At 65.5% G+C, this 17270-nt stretch carries 16 protein-coding genes; 6 read left to right on the forward strand and 10 right to left on the reverse strand.

Annotation, left to right across the window (positions count from 1 at the left end; genetic code table 11):
* Positions 1 to 9: 9 nt before the first annotated feature.
* Both DFR50_RS27895 and leuA read right to left on the reverse strand, forming a co-directional pair.
* Positions 10 to 198 carry a hypothetical protein gene (locus DFR50_RS27895; RefSeq protein WP_113893021.1) on the reverse strand — a complete coding sequence of 63 codons (189 nt, stop codon included), beginning with the start codon at positions 196 to 198 and terminating at the stop codon, positions 10 to 12.
* A gap of 423 nt (positions 199 to 621) precedes the next feature.
* Complete coding sequence (leuA, locus tag DFR50_RS27900) at positions 622 to 2304, reverse strand: 2-isopropylmalate synthase (protein ID WP_210209059.1); 1683 nt, start codon at positions 2302 to 2304, stop codon at positions 622 to 624.
* 569 nt (positions 2305 to 2873) lie between these two features.
* Between leuA and DFR50_RS27905 the strand changes: the two genes are divergently transcribed.
* The gene (locus tag DFR50_RS27905; protein ID WP_147262956.1) at positions 2874 to 3437 is read left to right on the forward strand and encodes a PEP-CTERM sorting domain-containing protein; all 564 of its coding nucleotides are present in this window, start codon (positions 2874 to 2876) and stop codon (positions 3435 to 3437) included.
* 226 nt (positions 3438 to 3663) lie between these two features.
* On the opposite strand, the gene DFR50_RS31740 is transcribed toward DFR50_RS27905, so the two are convergent.
* Positions 3664 to 3981, reverse strand: coding sequence for a hypothetical protein (locus DFR50_RS31740; protein ID WP_147262957.1), 318 nt, complete (start codon positions 3979 to 3981; stop codon positions 3664 to 3666).
* A gap of 529 nt (positions 3982 to 4510) precedes the next feature.
* On the opposite strand from DFR50_RS31740, the gene DFR50_RS27910 reads away from it, so the two are divergent.
* The 5 genes from DFR50_RS27910 to DFR50_RS31750 all read left to right on the forward strand — a co-directional run bounded on the left by DFR50_RS27910 (position 4511) and on the right by DFR50_RS31750 (position 8772).
* Positions 4511 to 6136: a fucose isomerase gene (locus DFR50_RS27910; protein WP_113893025.1), complete on the forward strand. Its 1626-nt coding sequence runs from the start codon at positions 4511 to 4513 to the stop codon at positions 6134 to 6136.
* Positions 6137 to 6839: 703 nt separating this feature from the next.
* The gene (locus DFR50_RS31745) at positions 6840 to 7067 is read left to right on the forward strand and encodes a hypothetical protein (protein ID WP_147262958.1); all 228 of its coding nucleotides are present in this window, start codon (positions 6840 to 6842) and stop codon (positions 7065 to 7067) included.
* A gap of 336 nt (positions 7068 to 7403) precedes the next feature.
* Positions 7404 to 7724 (forward strand): mannose-binding lectin, encoded by a 321-nt coding sequence (locus DFR50_RS33680; protein ID WP_113893027.1) that lies wholly within the window; start codon positions 7404 to 7406, stop codon positions 7722 to 7724.
* Positions 7699 to 8238 (forward strand): hypothetical protein, encoded by a 540-nt coding sequence (locus DFR50_RS27920; protein WP_210209060.1) that lies wholly within the window; start codon positions 7699 to 7701, stop codon positions 8236 to 8238. The genes DFR50_RS33680 and DFR50_RS27920 overlap by 26 nt, the downstream gene beginning before the upstream one ends.
* A gap of 39 nt (positions 8239 to 8277) precedes the next feature.
* Positions 8278 to 8772, forward strand: coding sequence for a hypothetical protein (locus tag DFR50_RS31750; RefSeq protein WP_147262959.1), 495 nt, complete (start codon positions 8278 to 8280; stop codon positions 8770 to 8772).
* 250 nt (positions 8773 to 9022) lie between these two features.
* Here the strand turns inward: DFR50_RS31750 and DFR50_RS27925 are convergent, their stop codons facing one another.
* The 7 genes from DFR50_RS27925 to relB all read right to left on the reverse strand — a co-directional run bounded on the left by DFR50_RS27925 (position 9023) and on the right by relB (position 17009).
* Complete coding sequence (locus DFR50_RS27925; RefSeq protein ID WP_113893031.1) at positions 9023 to 11020, reverse strand: oxidoreductase; 1998 nt, start codon at positions 11018 to 11020, stop codon at positions 9023 to 9025.
* A gap of 196 nt (positions 11021 to 11216) precedes the next feature.
* Positions 11217 to 11747, reverse strand: coding sequence for a DUF1697 domain-containing protein (locus DFR50_RS27930; protein WP_113893033.1), 531 nt, complete (start codon positions 11745 to 11747; stop codon positions 11217 to 11219).
* A 4-nt stretch (positions 11748 to 11751) separates the two neighbouring features.
* On the reverse strand, positions 11752 to 12588 hold the full coding sequence (mazG, locus tag DFR50_RS27935) for a nucleoside triphosphate pyrophosphohydrolase (RefSeq protein WP_113893045.1): 837 nt from the start codon (positions 12586 to 12588) through the stop codon (positions 11752 to 11754).
* Between the two features lie 75 nt (positions 12589 to 12663).
* Positions 12664 to 13341, reverse strand: a complete 678-nt coding sequence (locus tag DFR50_RS27940) for a cold-shock protein (protein WP_113893035.1) — start codon at positions 13339 to 13341, stop codon at positions 12664 to 12666.
* Between the two features lie 409 nt (positions 13342 to 13750).
* Positions 13751 to 15781, reverse strand: a complete 2031-nt coding sequence (gene parE / locus DFR50_RS27945) for a DNA topoisomerase IV subunit B (RefSeq protein WP_113893037.1) — start codon at positions 15779 to 15781, stop codon at positions 13751 to 13753.
* 97 nt (positions 15782 to 15878) lie between these two features.
* Positions 15879 to 16283 carry a PIN domain-containing protein gene (locus tag DFR50_RS27950; protein ID WP_113893039.1) on the reverse strand — a complete coding sequence of 135 codons (405 nt, stop codon included), beginning with the start codon at positions 16281 to 16283 and terminating at the stop codon, positions 15879 to 15881.
* Between the two features lie 15 nt (positions 16284 to 16298).
* Complete coding sequence (relB, locus tag DFR50_RS33685) at positions 16299 to 17009, reverse strand: type II toxin-antitoxin system RelB family antitoxin (RefSeq protein ID WP_113893040.1); 711 nt, start codon at positions 17007 to 17009, stop codon at positions 16299 to 16301.
* Positions 17010 to 17270 lie beyond the last annotated feature (261 nt).

The raw sequence follows: 17270 nt of genomic DNA on the forward strand, positions 1-17270 counted from the left end.
CTGTCGCCGCTATTCGGACAGTTCCTCGATCCGGCAATGGATCGGCTCGTCGAACGGATCGATCTCGTGCTGCCGCACGAGCTGCATGAGTTTGCTGCGCGCGTCCGCTCCGCCGTCGCCATGGAGGATGTCGCGCGCGAGTTCCTGTCCGTTTCGCTCAATGATCACGGCAAAGGTCTTTCTCGAACTTGTCGTCATTGACGGCTCCTGTTTTTGCTCTCGTCCGGGAAACAGACTGAAAATTCTGACAGTTGCTTGACTATTCGCCACTCTCCATTCGCAGGGGGCCGCAATGGGCGCTTGCGCCGACGCCTCTTGTGCGCTGCAACATAGACATTCCCGTGACGCGCGGAGGGGCCGGCGACGCTTTGCCGGGACCTGTTGCACGACAGCAACAATCGGCTGTGGATCTCTTGCCGAGCGCGGGTTGAAGGAGGCGGCCTTTTCAGGGGCGGCCGAAGCGCCTCGACGAGGTCAGTCGGAGCGCGCCCGTCTCGGGCGCCCAACGCCTGTCGAAAGGCGGCCGTCCTTCCGGACGGGCCCGCGGGGGCTGCGAGAGACGGCCGTCCTTGCGGACGGCCGGTGGGGGGCGGCGAGACGCCGCCCCCCCACCATGCTCGGCTAGATCTTCCCTTCGCGGCGCATCAGCCGGAGCACGGCGCCGAGCGTCGCCTTGAGCGAGGCCATGACGATGTTCGGGTCGATGCCGACGCCGTGCAGCGGCCGGTCGTCGCCGTCGTGGATCTCGACGTAGCTCGCGGCGGTGGCGTTGGCGCCGCGACCGACCGCGTGTTCGGAATAGTCGATGAACGAGAACTCGACCCCGAACGCCTTCTTCAGCGCGTCGACGAAGGCGTCGATCGGGCCGTTGCCCTCGCCCTCGATGGCGAAGGTCGTCCCGTCGGCCCGGCGCAGCGTCGCGACCAGCTCGCGGCTGTCCGGGCTCGTCGGCGCCGTCTGCTGCTTGACCAGCGTCAGCGGCGCGTCGTCGAGCAGGAACGAGCGGCGGAACAGCGCCCACAGCTCCGGCGAGGTCAATTCCTTGCCCTCGGAATCCATCAGCTCCTGGGCGATCTTCGAGAACTCGACCTGCAGCGTGCGCGGCAGGTCGAGCCCGTAGTCGGCCTTGATGATGTAGGCCATGCCGCCCTTGCCCGACTGGCTGTTGATGCGGATGACCGCCTCGTAGTCGCGGCCGACGTCCTTCGGGTCGATCGGCAGGTAGGGCACGAGGAACAGCGGGTCGTTGCGGGTCGCCTGCGCCTCGAAACCCTTCTTGATCGCGTCCTGATGCGAGCCCGAAAAGGCGGTGTAGACGAGGTCGCCCACGTAGGGGTGGCGCTGGTGGACCGGCAGCTGGTTGCAGTACTCGACGATCTCCTTGATCCGGTTGACGTCGCGCAGGTCGAGCTTCGGGTCGACCCCCTGGGTGAACAGGTTCAGCGCCATGGTGACGATGTCGACGTTGCCGGTGCGCTCGCCGTTGCCGAACAGGGTCCCTTCGACCCGGTCGGCCCCGGCCATCAGCGCCAGTTCGGCGGCGGCGACCGCGGTGCCGCGGTCGTTGTGCGGGTGGACGGAGAGCAGCACGCTGTCGCGGTCGGAAATGTGGCGGCCGAACCACTCGAACTGGTCGGCGTAGGTGTTCGGGGTCGCCATCTCGACGGTCGCCGGCAGGTTGAGAATGAGCTTGTTGGCGGGCGTCGGGCGGATCACGTCCTTGACCGCCTCGCAGATTTCCAGCGCGAATTCGAGCTCGGTGCCGGTGAAGCTCTCGGGCGAGTATTCGAACTGGAACGCGGTCTCGGGATTGGCGGCGGCCAGCTCCCGGACCTGCCGGGCGGCCGCGACCGCGATGTCGGTCACGCCCTTGCGGTCGGTGCGGAACACCACCTCGCGCTGCAGCGTCGAGGTCGAGTTGTAGAAGTGCAGGATGACCTTCTTCGCCCCCTTCACCGCTTCGAACGTGCGCGCGATCAGCTCCGGCCGGCACTGGGTCAGCACCTGGATCGCGACGCCGTCGGGAATGGCGCCGCTGTCGATGATCGAGCGGACGAAATCGAAATCGGTCTGCGAGGCGGAGGGAAAGGCGACCTCGATCTCCTGGAAGCCCATGTCGGCGAGCAGCCGGAACATGCGGTTTTTGCGCTCGACGCCCATCGGCTCGATCAGCGCCTGGTTGCCGTCGCGCAGATCGACCGAGCACCAGATCGGCGCCGCATTGACGACGCGCGAGGGCCATTGCCGGTCGGGCAGGACGATCGGCTGGTAGGAGCGGTATTTGGAAATGTTCATCACGGTCATGACGACCCCTGAGGACTTTGCGGCGGCCCGGCGAAAACCGCCGGCCGCCTCGACCCGTTGAAGGAGATGTTTTGAAGCGAAGGAGCGCGTCCCGGCGCTGTCAGAGCGCCGGGCGAGTAAGTCGCAGGGTCGTCGGCTGCGTTCGCATGAGCCGCTATCAATCAGAGACGGGCGCAAAAATCAACCGGCTCGGCGCCGAAACGGCGCGGCCTCGGGTCACACCACGCCCCGGACGACCGGCCTGCCCTCCCGCCACGCCCGCAGGGCGTCCCGGAGATACTCCAACCGTCCGCGACCGCCTCCAGGATTGCGATCGCCCTCTCCGTGTCGAGCGCGAGACGGGCGGTTGCCGCTCGCGCCGCACGACCGGGTTCGGCTCGTCGAGCAGCGGAAGCAGGCGACCGAGCCGGCCGCCGCCTTCGCTCTTCTTTTCGCCTCGTCGCGGAGCCCGTCGGCCCGGCCGCGCCGCCGCGAACCCGCCGGCGATGTTCACACCGATATGTTCACACTTGACACGGTCGCGAAGACCGAGCAGATTGCCCGCTTTAATACGGTCAGGAATTGCAATTATGAGGATTTTCATCACGACTCTTGCGGCAGGGGCGGCTCTGCTGGGGGCGGCGGCGGCGTCGGCGACAACCTACGACGTATCCTTCACGTCGAAGCAAGCTGCCGGACCCTACGGGGATCACGGCAAGATCACGGGAACGATGGTGGTGAACAGCGCCGGGGTCGTGACCGCCTTCACCGGCACGGCCAGCGACTTTCTCGACGGCTGGCCGGGCGGTTCGGTCTGGGACGGGCCGGTGACCCTGGGTCAGGGATCCAAGAGTCCCATCTTCACGCCGCTCGACGACACGTTCTCGACCACGTCTCCCTATTTCACGGGGGAAGGGATCGGGCTGGTGGGGACCGGAACCCGGAACGCCGGTTACAATTACCGGCTCTACAACGACTATGGCCCACAGATGACCTGGTTCGGCGACAGCGGCCTCAATGCGATCGCTGTCCAATACACGGTCGAAGCGACGGCCGTTCCCGAGGCGTCGACCTGGGCGATGATGGCGATCGGCTTCGCCGTCTTCGGAGTGGCGGCGGTCGGCGCTCGTCGCCGGTCGGCCGCGCTCGCCTGAGACTGATCGCTCGGGCGCCGCCGCCGAAGACGTTTCGCCGCTTCCGGCCAGCAGCGCCGCGAGGGACGGGCCGGGCGCCGAATCGAAAACCCGAAGCCTCCCGATCAGGCGGCGATCCGTAGCGGAAGCCGCGAAACGCCGTCGAGTTTCCGTAACGCGCCTCGCGATTTCATGCGCCTCCGGCGCGATGCGCGCGTCGAGGCGGGCCGCGCGGGCATGGTCGCGCTCATGCGCGATCGGCTTCGCCTCGGGTCACACCACGCCCCAGATCACCGTCTGCCCTGCGCGCCACCTTTCCAAGGCGCGGGTCGCAGCCCACGCTTCCGGGGGAGCGCGAAACCTCTCCGGGCCCTCCGCCGTGGCCTCGAGAATTGCGATCGCCTTCTCGGTGTCGAGCGCGAGGCAGGCCGTCGCGGAAAATTCCGGCAGCGATTTCTTTCACATTGATCTTCATCGGATTTCCCATTTGCCGGGCGTCGGCTTTGAAGCGCTCGATGAGTTGCGCGTTGGTCGAAGCCTGGATTTCCCCGGCATGCGCGCTCATTTCCGGACTCCGGCGTCTCGCAAGGCTTGCAGACCGAACGCCCGCCGGGATTCGCTCGCGCGCACTCCCCTCTGCGATCGACAGCAGCATTAGAACATAACAAGAACATACAATCAAGCCCCGCGTCCCCTTTCTGGCGCCCGAGCGTTGCGCGAGGCGATCGCGCGTCGACAGCCGCCGGCGCGCGCCGGGCGCTGCGAGCGTTCGCCCCGCGGGACCGAGCGCCGCGCCGACGCGTTTGCAGCAATCGCACCACGCGCCCCGGATGACCGGCCCGCCCGCCGGCCACGCCCGCAAGGCGTCCAGGGACCCACGCAAGGGCCGCCGCGTCCGGCAGGATTTGCGCCGCGTCAATTCCCGGCGGCGGCGACGCGCTAAGGCTGTCGGCGAAATGAGGCGCGCCTCGCCGCCGGGTGGTGCAATCCGGAACACTGACATGCTAGTCTCCCCGAGGGGACGAAGCGGCCCCCCGGGTGAAGACCGCGACAAGGCGTCCGCCCGGGACTGTAGCGACTGAGGAGGGTTTTCCATGGCTCCGCGCAAAGTGCTGATGGCGGCGAGCGGCGATCTGCGCCAGAGCGCCAACGAGACCTGTTGGCCGGCGCAGGCGGCGATGGAAGCCCAGGTGACGGAAGCGCTGGCGGCGTTCGGCGTCGAAGTCGAGCGCGCCCACCCCTACGACCCCGCCCGCCGGCACGGCTTCATCGCCAGCCAGAAGGAAGGCCTCGAGATTTTTTCGCGGATCGATTCCGCAACGCCGATCATCGTCGCCGAGGCGGTGTGGCAATACTCCAACCACGTCCTGCCCGGCCTGATCGGCCATCGCGCGCCGATCCTCACCGTCGCCAACTGGTCCGGTCAGTGGCCCGGCCTCGTCGGCATGCTGAACCTGAACGGCTCGCTGACCAAGGCCGGCGTCCCCTACTCCACCCTGTGGAGCGAAACCTTTTCGGACGACGCCTTCAAGACCCGACTGCACGAATGGCTGGAGACCGGCCGCGTCACCCACGACCTCTCGCATGTCCATCCCTTCGATCCCGCCGCGGCGCCGGCAAAGGCCCGCGCGGCGGCGAGCGAGGTGGCGCAGGATCTCCGCCGACGCAAGGCGATCATGGGCGTCTTCGACGAGGGCTGCATGGGGATGTACAACGCCATCATCCCGGACGAGCTCCTGTTCCCCCTCGGCGTGTTCAAGGAGCGGCTGTCGCAGTCCGCCCTCTACGCCGCCGCGCGCGAGGTGTCCGACCGCGAGGCGCACGGGGTGTACGACTGGCTCGTGGCCAGGGGTATGACCTTCCACTTCGGCAATGACCCGGAGACGGATCTCACCCTCGACCAGGTGCTCGACCAGTGCCGCATGTACATCGCCGCCGCCCGGATGGCGGAGACGTTTGGCTGCGACATGATCGGCATCCAGTACCAGCAGGGCCTGAAGGACCTGACGCCGGCCTCCGACCTCGCCGAGGGGATGCTCAACAACGACGACCGCCCGCCGGTCGCGACCGCCGACGGCCGCGTCATTCGCGACGGCCGGGCGATTGTCCACTTCAACGAGGTCGACGAATGCGCCGGCCTCGACGCCCTGTTCACCAACCGCATCCACCGCGCGCTCGGCCAGCCGGTCGAGACGACGCTGCACGACATCCGCTGGGGCGACGCCGACCGCAGCGGCTCGACCGACGACTACGTCTGGGTGTTCGAGATTTCCGGCGCCGCGCCCCCCGCCCACCACATCGGTGGATGGGCGGGCACCGACAGCCTGCGCCAGCCGCCGATGTATTTTCGGCTCGGCGGCGGCACCGTGCGCGGGATCGCCAAGCCCGGCCCGATCGTCTGGTCGCGCGTCTATGTCGAGGACGGCCGGCTGAAAATGGACCTCGGCCGCGCCCATGTCGCCGAACTGCCCCGGGCGGAGACGGAGCGGCGCTGGACCAGCACCACGCCGCAATGGCCGATCATGCACGCGGTGCTGCACGGCGTGTCGCGCGACCAGCTGATGGCGCGCCACAAGGCCAACCACGTCCAGGTCGCCTACGCCAATTCGGACGCCGAGGCCGACCTGGCCATGGCGGCGAAGGCCTCGCTCGCCGCCGAACTCGGCCTCGAGGTGGCGCTGTGCGGCGCGAAGCCGGACGGGACGCCGCTGTTGCACTGACGGCCGGGGCGACGCACAGAACCGATCGCGTGTTGGAGCCGCGGTCGATGACCGCGGTCCCCGCTCAACCAGCGCGTGTACGCCCCCGTATTGCTGACGGCCACGATGACCGACCGCGACGCCGCCCTCCCCCTCTTGCGGCACGCTGGCGGGTGAAACTCCGACGTTCCTGCGCCGACGACCGGAATCGACGGAAGGTCGCCATGGCAAGATCGCCGCCGCCAACGGCGCAAGTCCGCAGGTAAGCAGGCATTGGCTCCAGGGGCGGTCTCCCCTTTGTGATCCAGATAACAGCGTTACGAACCGGGGCCCGTATAAACCGCCTCTCATGAGTTGGACGGCTGTCCTTATTCGCTCCTGCAAACGCAATACGATAATTTTACAAACCACGATCTAACACCGGATACCAAATCATGTTGGATGGCGCCGCGGCGACTGCGCATGAATGTCTACGATTATCGCGGCTTATGGACTTATCGGTGCTGCCCATCGGCTGGTCGGCATCTTTCGATAGTCGGATTATGCTTCAGGACGCCTCAGTAAATATACGTAATAGTACGTATATACCGGACAAAACATACCGAGCACTGTGCTCATCAAGCACGGAAGTATTCGCTTGTTATGATCGCTTGGCAATTACCAATCGCGATCATTTGCAACGGCGGCCGCTATTTGGTTCGAGCGACAGAAAGAGAGGTCGTTCATGAATGTGAAACATACATACGAAGGGGAATCGGGCAACGAGAGCTTACAAGAGGCTATTGAGGCGGCCCTCCGGATGCTCGCAGCAGACCTTAACCAAGGCGGCGTCAGGGATGCTTCTGCGTCCTGGGCCATCAGCGAGATATCCGGCACGCATGGCGGATTGGCAGGTTCCCGCAGCATCAAGGTGACGATCGCTTCAGAACGCACCCCGCCCTGGGGCGCCTAGCTGAAGCGGCTTGCACCGCTCCCTCGCTCTTCCGAAACACGGGATTGAAACGGAGCCATGGTCGAGCCGCTAAGGCGGCGCCAGACGAAAGGGGCGACCGATCGATAGGCTTGGCTTAACGCGCCACTGCTGCTCGTCAACAGGCCAATGTCACGATGGATTTCGCAGCCGACACCAACAATTGCTTTACGCTTCTCTGCCACACGCCCCATCAGGCTGATCCGATATTACGGCGGCAGGCATTGCGACTTATCACATTATATCTGGTCGATCGCATCCCTGCAATACGCAATCCGCCTCGGGGGCGGGCACGACACATTGTAAGGAGTCTTCCTTATGGGCGATTTTTCGCATTCGTGCCAACATCCTCAATACGATCCTCAATCCACTGAACTTCACGCTGAGTGCCGAACCTATGGCTTCTTTGGAACGTATCAGCCAACAACACTCCTTCTAGATCAGTATATCGGTAATATAAATGGACGTCTGATGTTCGTTTCTTATCGTTTCTCTGCAACCTGCAAAAATTGTCGCCTTGGTGGCGAAGGTAACATATTACAATGTTATTGCGAGACAGAAAATGGTGATTGGATTTCAACAGAACTAGCCTTAGACGAGAGGATCGAGAACAATGACGGACACCTCAAATTTAAGTAGACGCGCCGAGCCACGGAGCGCGTCGGCCCCGATATCAGCTGCAACCGCCTCGCCGCCGATCCAGGCGCGAGATGTTCTCGCCAGTTTAACACGCTTGCAATCTGGACTTGTAATGAGCGTTATTGTAACGTCTGCCTTTATTTTTGTTCCTCCTCCCGCTAAAGCGACAACGGCAATTAGCGGATGTGACAACCAATCGCTTGCAACTGTATTGGTCGTTAATAGAGAACACACTGCCGACAGCGCGTACGTATCACCACGAACGTATGCCAAAAATTGTTATATGTGGATATCGCAGCATAAAGACAAGCCTGTGAGCGTGCAGACCGGGCGAGGAAACTGCATCATTTGGGACAGTAACTATAAACTCATGGGCCAGTGGGACGATGGTTCAGCGGAGTTCAAAATTAACGACGCGAGCGATGGCAAAGATTATAGACTAATCATAGAGAGTACTGGAAACATTCGTTTTGAACAATGCAAGGGGACTGGGCAGGGAAAATGTGACGAGTGATTGCGCCGTGGCAGACGTTGATATCGGGAGGAAATCCTCATGCCTCATTCATCGACACCAAAATATTGGCTTTTGCTAAGTATTTTTGTAATTTTAGGTTCAAATCTTATTGTTCATTCCGCAAAAGCGCAGCAGGATGGTGATTGCTCTATGCATGCAATTGGTTATCTTGTTGGGATACCGCCAGAAGAAGTTGCTGCTAGAACTGGATATATGCAAGGACCCTCCCATAATGAGAGTGATATAACCGATATGATGGCGCGGCTCAATATCGGCAACGGGATGCATCCTCATTTCACTTCACGGCAAGCCGCCTACGACTACATGAATGCTCGTAACGATGGTCGTGACACATACTATATCATTGCTTATATTCCTCCCGGAGAAGGGGTCGGTCATGTCATTGATGCAAGATCAAGTGTTGCGGGGTCAAGTCGCCGCCTGACTTTTATTGATTGTCAGCAACTGAACAATAACGAACCCCCTGATAACTGTCCTCTTTATATCGTCTGGTTCGGGCGGTTCCTTCCCTGAGGGTTTTCAGACAACGGCCCTTTGAGGCAGTGAACTGTTCGGCATTTCGGAGCGACTCCTCCGGCTCGATACGGCGAGTCGCAGCGGCGGCCTCGCTGCGCCGAGGCCCCTCGGGAAAGCGAATCGCCAACCCCCTCACCCGCGCTATTTGGCGCCCATACCGCCACGGGCGCCCGAGGTCGCCGACCTCCTCGACGATCCCGCCTGCGACCGTTGAAAACGTCGCCCGAGCCGCGCTCGGCAACCGCCGCTACAGCGCCCGCGCGACCTCGTAGGCGTCCCAGATCGCGTACATGATGTTCTGCACCCGGCGGGCGTCGCCGAACACGTAGACCTCGGGCGCGGCGTTGCGCACCTTGTCGTAAAGGCGCCGCTCCGGCTCGTAGCCGATCGCCAGAATGGCCGAATCCGCCGCGACGAAGGTCTCCGTGTCGCCGGTCCTGACCAGGAATCCGCCCTCGGTCCAATGCTCGACCGTGCTCGACGTCATCAGCCCGACCTTGCGGAACCGCAGCAGCTCCTTCAGCATCTCGGCGTTGGCGTGGCAGAGCGGCCCGGCGCGGGCGAGGATCTTCGGCTCGACCTCGACCAGCGTGGTCGCCTTGCCCTTTTCGCTCAGCCACAGCGCCAGTTCGCAGCCGACCAGCCCCGCCCCGACGATGACGGTGGCGTCGTCGGCGGGCTTGTCGCCGTTCAGCACCTCCTCCGCGGTATAGACGTGCGGCTCGTTGGCGAGCGGAAGCAGCTTCGGCTTCGCCCCCGTCGCCACGATCAGCACGTCCGGCGCCGCGCGCGCCACCAGGTCCTCGGTCACCTCGGTGTTGAAGGTCATGGGAATCTTCAGCGCGCGCAGCTCTCGCTCGTACCAGCGAATGAGCGCGTGATCGTCGGCCTTGAAGTCGGGAACTCCGCCGGGAATCACCACCCCGCCGAGGCGGTCCGACTTCTCGTAGAGCGCGACCACGTGGCCGCGCAGCGCCGCCACCCGCGCCGCTTCGAGGCCGGCGACGCCGCCGCCGACCACCATGACGTGCTTGCGCTCGAGCGCCGGCGTCAAGCCGTACTCGGCCTCCCGCCCGCAGGCGGGGTTGACCGCGCACGACACCTGGCCGAAGGCGGCGAGGCGGCCCATGCAACCTTCCTGGCAGGAGAGGCACGGCCGGATGCGGTCGGTCTTGCCGGCCCGGACCTTCTGCGGCAGGTAGGGATCGGCGAGCAGCGGCCGGGCGAGGCCGACGAGGTCGGTCTTCCCCGACCGGATCGCCTCGGCCGCGAGGTCCGGATCGTCCATGCGCCCGGCGGTGATGACGGGGACGCTCACCGCCTGCTTCAGGATCGCATTGTACGGCAGGTAGAGGCCCTTGGCCTGGTACATCGGCGGATGGCTCCAGTACCAGCTGTCATAGGAACCGACGTCGCCGTTGAACGCGTCGTAGCCGGCCTGTTCCAGAATCTTCGCCGCCTCGATCCCTTCCGGGATGTCGCGCCCCTTTTCCTCGAACGCTTCGCCCGGCAGGCCGCCCTTCAGCCAGTCCTTGATGAAGCTCTTGAGCGAATAGCGAAGCGAGACCGGGTAGTCCGCGCCGCAACGCGCCTTGATCGCCTGCACGATCTCGGTCGCGAAGCGAAGCCGGTTCTCCAGATTGCCGCCGTATTCGTCCCGGCGCTGGTTGAACATGGCGATGGCGAACTGGTCGAGCAGATAGCCCTCGTGGACGGCGTGGATCTCGACGCCGTCGAAGCCCGCCGTGCGCGCGATCTCGGCCGAATCCGCGAACTTGCGGACCAGGGTCTTGATCTCGACGTGGGTCAGTTCGCGGCACACCACGCCCGGAAGCCAGCGGTGCGGGATCGGCGACGGGCCGACCGCCGTCGAGCCGACCACCGAGGGGACGCTGACCCGGCCGAAGCCGGCGGAAAGCTGCAGGAACATGCGCGTGTCATAGGCGTGCACGCGCTCGGTCAGCACCTTTCCGGTCTTGACGAAATTGAGCGGGTTGAGGGTCGGGCACGGCATCGACGGCAGCGCGCACCGTTCGATTTCGTTCTCGACCATCGTGACGCCGGTGATGATCAGGCCTGCCCCGCCCCGCGCCCGCTCGACGTAATAATTGACGCCGCGCGCGTTGAAGGTCCCGTCGGCGTCGCACAGCCCCCCGGGGCCGATCGGCTCCATCACGTAGCGGTTCTTGATCCCGAGTCTGCCGATCCGGGTCGGAGAAAACAGGATGTCGTGCGAGTTTTTCATGGCGGAGGTCCACGCCCGCGAGCCTCGGCTCGGGATTCGGCGGCGCCGCGGCGCGGTCGACGAGGGCCGTCGCGCCCCGCCGCTCCGGCCGGCCCGCGAAGCGAGACGCCGTCGCCGTGGGTCCCGCTAACATGCCGGCGCGGCGGCGGCGATGCGGCATAACGTCCGCAGACGCCGGCTCGAACGGCCGGTTCGCTCACGCCTCGAGGCGTTGCAGCAGCTTCACCGCCGTGCGCCAGTTGCGCAGGGTCGAGACGGCGGCGAACGCCCTGTCGAGGCGCGCGTTGGTGAGCCTGGCCCCCGACACGCCGTTGGGCAGGCGGAGATAGACGTCGGCCCCGGCGACGACGAAGGCGTCCGGCGCGAACGCGTCCGGCGCAAGCGCCGCCGAGCGTTCGGGCCCGGGCGCCGCAGCGAGGCTCGCGACGTGCAGGACGTCGACGGCCTGTCCGTCGACGAGGAACGGGTTCGCCTCGACCATCCGCCGCCATGCCGTGGCGGACCGCAGGATCATCGCCGGGCGGAAGCCGACCTCCGATTCGATCGCCCCGGCGGCCGCGATCGCCGCCGCTTCGGGATCGTCGGCCTCGAAGACGACGTTGCCGCTCTGGATCACCGTCTCGACGGCGTGCGCGCCCAAGGTCCGGAAAGCGCGTTCCAGCGCCGCCATCGGCAGCTTGCGCGCGCCGCCGACGTTGACGCCCCGGAGAAGCGCCAGGGTTCGCATGGGGTCAGCGACGGCCCGGTTCGAGGCCCTTCGCCTCCCGCCAGAGCGCTTCCATCTCGTCGAGATGGGCGGCTTCGGGGCTGCGGCCTGTTTCGGCCAGACGGCGCTCGATATGGGCGAAGCGCCGCTCGAACTTGGCGTTGGCGGCGCGCAGCGCGGCCTCCGGATCGACGTCGACGAAGCGCGCGACATTGACCGCGGCGAACAGCAGGTCGCCGACCTCGGCCGCGATGGTTTCGCGGGACTCCGCGGCGATCTCGGCTTCCGTCTCGGCGATCTCCTCCCTGAGCTTGGCCAGCACGCCGCGCACGTCCTCCCAGTCGAATCCGACTCTGGCCGCCTTCTCCTGCAATTTCAGGGCGCGGGTCAGCGCCGGCATGGACGAGGGAACGCCGGCGAGCGCGCCGTGCTGCGCCGTCTCGGGGCTCAGGCCGGCGCGCTGGCGCGCCTCGGCCCGCTCGCGCTTCTCCTTCGCCTTGATCAGGGCCCACAGCGCCTTGACCGCGTCGGGGTCCAGGTCGCGGGCGTCGCCGAAAACGTGCGGGTGCCGGCGGATGAGCTTGGTCGTGATCGACTCGACCACGCCGCCGAAGTCGAACAGGCCCGCCTCCTCCGCCATCCTGGCGTGGAACACCACCTGCAGCAGGAGGTCGCCGAGCTCGTCGCGCAGATCCCCGGTTTCGCCGCGTTCGATCGCGTCCGCGACCTCGTAGGCTTCCTCGATGGTGAAGGGGGCGATCGAGGCGAAGGTCTGCTCGAGGTCCCACGGACAGCCGCCTTGCGGGTCGCGCAGCGCGGCCATGATCTCGATCAGGCGGTGGATGTCGCGGGACGGCTGCATGGCCCTCTCGTGCGTCACAAACAAAAAGAGCGCGGCGTCGGCCGCGCTCATAAGGTCCCGGAGGTCCGGTTCCTGTCAGAGCGACAGGGAAATCGCCTCGCGTCCCTTGGGCGTGTCGACGACGCGCATGTTGACCTGCTGGCCCTCGGCGAGGGTCGAGAGGCCCGCCGGGCCGAGCACGGAGATGTGGACGAACACGTCCTTGCCGCCGTCCTGGCTGGCGACGAAGCCGAAGCCCTTGGTCTCGTCGAACCACTTGACCTTGCCGGTGACGCTGACCGCCGTCGACGGGTCGGGGGCGACGCGACGCGGACGCGGACTGTCTCCGAATCCGCCGCCGGCGGGACGCGCCGGCCGCTCGACCGCGGTCGAGGTGTCGACCTCCATCACGCGCGTGACCTGGGCGCCCTTCGCGCCCGCGCCGACCTGGACGCGCAGCTTCGCGCCGGCCGGAACCGATTCGTGCCCCGCGTTGCGGAGCGCGTTGGCGTGCAGGAAGGCGTCGCCCTGGCCGTCGGCCAGTTCGACGAAGCCGTAGCCCTTGTCCGCCTTGAACCACTTGACCGTGGCGTCGACCGCCGGGGCGCTCGACGGCGCCCCGCCGCTCGGGGACATGCCCGCCGGCGGGCCGCCAAACCCAGCATCCGGCCCGCCGAAGACGCCCCGCGCCTGGCGGGGCTTCTGGTCATAGGACATCGGACCATCATCGTCGAACCCGCGCTTGCGAGGCCGAAAATCCTTACCCTTGCTCATGTTCGTCTAAAGTCTCCAACCAAACCCTGTTCCCGAGAGACGCAACGAACGTCCCTCCCCGATCGCCGTTTCAGCCGGCAAACCCATGCGTAAGAGCCGATATCCGCCGCTTCCGGCAGATAACGGGCAATAAGTTGATCGAAGTCTTCAAGAGCAAGGCCTTTCGGCGGCGGCGGACGAACGAACCCGTGCATCTCCGCCATGGGCGCACGCCGGCATCGCGTATCCTGCCGCCCGCGCCAATTCGAAATCAACCACCTGAATCATCGACAGCTCGCCCTCTCGTTCGCGACGCGCGAACGGAGCCCGCTCATTGTGTTCTACTGCATTTCCCGCCGCAATTCCAGACCATTTTTTGCGCGCTCACGCGGGATTGACGACGTAGGCTTTCCGGAGATCTCCGCACGGCTCACACGTCGAGGAGATCGGCCGCCTTCGGCGCGCGCTCCTGGATGAAGGCGAACCGCGCCTCCGGCTTCGATCCCATCAGGCGCTCCACGGCCTCGGCGGTGGCGACCCTGTCGTCGGCCACCACCGCCACCCGCAGGAGCGTGCGCCGCGCGGGGTCCATCGTGGTGTCCCGAAGGTCGCGCATCGGCATTTCGCCGAGGCCCTTGAACCGACTGACCTCGATCGCCCCCTTGCCGGGGAAACCCGACGTCATCAGCCGCTCCTTGTCGGCGTCGTCGCGCGCGTAGATCGACTTCGCCCCCTGGGTGAGCCGATAGAGCGGCGGAACGGCGAGATAGAGGTGGCCCTCGTCGATCAGCTTCGGCGTCTGGCGATAGAAGAAGGTGATCAGCAGCGAGGCGATATGCGCGCCGTCGACGTCGGCGTCGGTCATGATGATGATCTTGTCGTAGCGCAGGTCCTCGGACCGGTAATGCGTTCCCGATCCGGCGCCGAGCGCCTGCAGAAGGTCGCCGAGCTGCTGGTTCTGGGCGAGCTTGTCCCGCGTCGCCGAGGCGACGTTGAGGATCTTGCCGCGCAGCGGCAGCACGGCCTGGGTCGCCCGGTCGCGCGCCTGCTTGGCCGAGCCGCCGGCCGAATCGCCTTCGACGATAAACAGTTCGGAGCCTTGCGCGGAGGAATTGGAGCAGTCCGCGAGCTTGCCGGGCAGGCGCAGCTTGCGCACCGCGGTCTTGCGGGCGACGTCCTTTTCCATCCGCCGCCGCAGGCGCTCGTCGGCGCGCTCGATTCCCCAGTCGAGCAGCCGCGCGGCCTGGCTCGGCGCGGCGGCGAGCCAGTGGTCGAAAGCGTCCCGGACCGCGCCGTCGACGATCCGCGCCGCCTCGACGGTTTGCAGCCGGCCCTTGTTCTGGCCCTGGAATTCCGGCTCGCGGATGAACACCGAAATCAGCGCCGCGCAGCCCGCCATCACGTCGTCGGCAGTGAGCGCGCTCGCGCGCTTCGCCTGGCCGATGCGTTCGGCGTGATCCTTGAGCCCCCTGAGGATCGCGGTGCGCAGGCCCGCCTCGTGCGTGCCCCCGTCGGGCGTCGGAATGGTGTTGCAATAGGAGTGGACGAAGCCGTCGGCCCCGGCGAGCCAGGCGATCGCCCATTCGACCGTGCCGTGCTTGCCGTCCTTTTCGATCCGCCCGGTGAAGACCTGATCGGCGACCAGCGGCTCGCCCTCGATGTCGGCGGCGAGATAATCCTTGAGGCCGCCGGGAAAGTGGAACACGGCCTCGGCCGGAACCTTGCCCGAGTCGGCGATCAGCGAGGGCGCGCACCGCCAGCGAATCTCGACCCCGCCGAAGAGATAGGCCTTGGCGCGCGCCATCTTGAACACGCGCGCCGGATCGAAGCGGGCCGCCTCGCCGAAAATGATCGGGTCGGGCAGGAAGCGGACTTTTGTCCCGCGGCGGTTCGGCGCCTTGCCGACCACGGTCAGCCCGCAGGTCGGCGCGCCGCGTTCGAACGTCTGGCGGTAGAGCGTCTGGCCGCGCGCCACCTCGACCTCGAGCTTTTCCGACAGCGCGTTGACGACGGAGACGCCGACGCCGTGCAGGCCGCCCGAGGTCTCGTAGGCGCCGCTGTCGAACTTGCCGCCGGCGTGCAGCATGGTCATGATCACTTCGAGCGCCGACTTCTGCGGGAACTTCGGGTGCGGATCGACCGGCATGCCGCGGCCGTTGTCGGTGACGGCGAGCCAGCCGCCGTCTTCCAGCGACACCTCGATGAAGGTCGCGTGTCCGGCGACCGCCTCGTCCATGGCGTTGTCGATCACTTCGGCGAACAGGTGGTGGAGCGCGTTGGCGTCGGTGCCGCCGATATACATGCCGGGGCGCCGCCGGACCGGCTCGAGGCCTTCCAGCACCTCGATCGAGGACGCGTTGTAGTCGGCCTCGCCCGGCGTCCCGCGCGTCGGGGCGGGCCGGGCCTTGGGGGGAACGGGCTTGCCGCGCGGCGGCGGCTGGGCGCCGAAAAGGTCGTTCATGGGAGCGTCAATGGCTCAGCGAATCGGTGTCTGGCAAGCTAACACGCGCGGATGCCGAACCAAACGGGAACGGACGTGTCGGGAACGTGTCGGGTCGCTACTCCAGCCAATTCTCGACTTGAAGGCCGCTGACTCGACGGAAGGCGGAATCGGCGGTCACGAGCGGCATCCGCAGCGCAAGGGCGTGGGCGGCAATCAGGAGATCGTTCGCGCTGATTGGCGTACCGGCGTTCTCGAGCTGCGTGCGGATCGCGGCGTAGTCTGCGTCCGCGGGCATGTCGAGCGGCAGCACCGGGAGGCGCGCGAGGAGACCTTCAACCAGATCGCCTATACGGAATGATTTTCCCTTTGCCGCGCCATAACGCAACTCCGCAGCGACGATGATGCTTACGCACACCGTATCCGCGCCCGCCCTCTCAGTCCGCTGAGCCGCCTTGCCGAGCGGATTTCGGATGAGGTCCGAGACAATGTTGGTGTCCAACATGTAGAGAAGCCGAGACATTCTATTTTCGATCGTCTATAACGGAACCACAAGGCAATAAAAGTCGTGGTTGACGTCCCACGCGATGTCATCGTTCGCAAGTTTTTCCCCGAATCTCTTGCGGTATTCACCGACAGTCTTGTCGGCGCCGCTCAAAATAAATTCAATCCGTGCTCTCGATTTGGAACCTTGCTGTTTTCGACTATCTTTTTTACGCACGTGGAACAGCGTGCTGTCCGGCACGTCTATGTCATCTCCGAACAAGGTCGGCCTTCCATCCTTGACTGTGCCCGCTTCCCAACGGGCTATGACGGACGGACCGTGCGCCACGCGGCCTTTTGCGGCGATCTGCAAGACCCTAACGCCTCCGTTGGGCTGCAACTGAATATCATGCACCTCCTGACCGATATCGGGCTCATCGAGCGGAAGTAGACCGGCGTCCACGTCGGGAAATTCCTCGTCCAAAGGCTCAATCGATTTCAGCCATTCGATAAGGCCCGTCACCGCAGGCTTTTCCACAACCAGCCGGTCGCCCTCGCGGCGGATCACCGCTCCCGGCGCCCGCGAGCGCACGAGGCGCTCGACCTCGTCGAGGCTGAAAGTCCGGGTCGGACGCTGGGCCGCTTCGAGTTCGTCGATCTTTTCGACAATCGCTTCGCGCGCATAGGAGCTCATCGAGCGGCCGGTGCGCCGCGCGAGCTCGTCCAGCCGGCTTTCGATGTCTTCGGGCAATCGCAGGGCCAACATGGCTTCCTCCACATGGACTGCTATACATGTATAGCACCCTCGGCCGTCGCGCAAGAGCGTGAGCGGTCTGGGAACAAGACGGCCCAAGAGCCTGATATCACTGATGACTGGCTCGGGATCAGCAAATCCTCGTCACGGCCAACCGCGTCATTGCGAGGAGCAAAGCGACGAAGACTGTATGTCCTTGCGGAGGCGGGGCGGCCCGTCCTCGATGCGCCTTGCGAGGGTTGCTCGGATAGGCCGGGTAGAGCCTCACGCGAG

Origin of the sequence: Roseiarcus fermentans (assembly GCF_003315135.1) — a bacterium.
Lineage (GTDB): Bacteria > Pseudomonadota > Alphaproteobacteria > Rhizobiales > Beijerinckiaceae > Roseiarcus > Roseiarcus fermentans.

What these genes read in the sequence shown, in the direction of transcription:
- DFR50_RS27895 (WP_113893021.1), bottom strand. Translation starts at nt 198, where the DNA reads ATGACGACAAGTTCGAGAAAGACCTTTGCCGTGATCATTGAGCGAAAC.
- leuA (WP_210209059.1), bottom strand. Translation starts at nt 2,304, where the DNA reads ATGACCGTGATGAACATTTCCAAATACCGCTCCTACCAGCCGATCGTC.
- DFR50_RS27905 (WP_147262956.1), top strand. Translation starts at nt 2,874, where the DNA reads ATGAGGATTTTCATCACGACTCTTGCGGCAGGGGCGGCTCTGCTGGGG.
- DFR50_RS31740 (WP_147262957.1), bottom strand. Translation starts at nt 3,981, where the DNA reads ATGAGCGCGCATGCCGGGGAAATCCAGGCTTCGACCAACGCGCAACTC.
- DFR50_RS27910 (WP_113893025.1), top strand. Translation starts at nt 4,511, where the DNA reads ATGGCTCCGCGCAAAGTGCTGATGGCGGCGAGCGGCGATCTGCGCCAG.
- DFR50_RS31745 (WP_147262958.1), top strand. Translation starts at nt 6,840, where the DNA reads ATGAATGTGAAACATACATACGAAGGGGAATCGGGCAACGAGAGCTTA.
- DFR50_RS33680 (WP_113893027.1), top strand. Translation starts at nt 7,404, where the DNA reads ATGGGCGATTTTTCGCATTCGTGCCAACATCCTCAATACGATCCTCAA.
- DFR50_RS27920 (WP_210209060.1), top strand. Translation starts at nt 7,699, where the DNA reads ATGACGGACACCTCAAATTTAAGTAGACGCGCCGAGCCACGGAGCGCG.
- DFR50_RS31750 (WP_147262959.1), top strand. Translation starts at nt 8,278, where the DNA reads ATGCCTCATTCATCGACACCAAAATATTGGCTTTTGCTAAGTATTTTT.
- DFR50_RS27925 (WP_113893031.1), bottom strand. Translation starts at nt 11,020, where the DNA reads ATGAAAAACTCGCACGACATCCTGTTTTCTCCGACCCGGATCGGCAGA.
- DFR50_RS27930 (WP_113893033.1), bottom strand. Translation starts at nt 11,747, where the DNA reads ATGCGAACCCTGGCGCTTCTCCGGGGCGTCAACGTCGGCGGCGCGCGC.
- mazG (WP_113893045.1), bottom strand. Translation starts at nt 12,588, where the DNA reads ATGCAGCCGTCCCGCGACATCCACCGCCTGATCGAGATCATGGCCGCG.
- DFR50_RS27940 (WP_113893035.1), bottom strand. Translation starts at nt 13,341, where the DNA reads ATGAGCAAGGGTAAGGATTTTCGGCCTCGCAAGCGCGGGTTCGACGAT.
- parE (WP_113893037.1), bottom strand. Translation starts at nt 15,781, where the DNA reads ATGAACGACCTTTTCGGCGCCCAGCCGCCGCCGCGCGGCAAGCCCGTT.
- DFR50_RS27950 (WP_113893039.1), bottom strand. Translation starts at nt 16,283, where the DNA reads ATGTCTCGGCTTCTCTACATGTTGGACACCAACATTGTCTCGGACCTC.
- relB (WP_113893040.1), bottom strand. Translation starts at nt 17,009, where the DNA reads ATGTTGGCCCTGCGATTGCCCGAAGACATCGAAAGCCGGCTGGACGAG.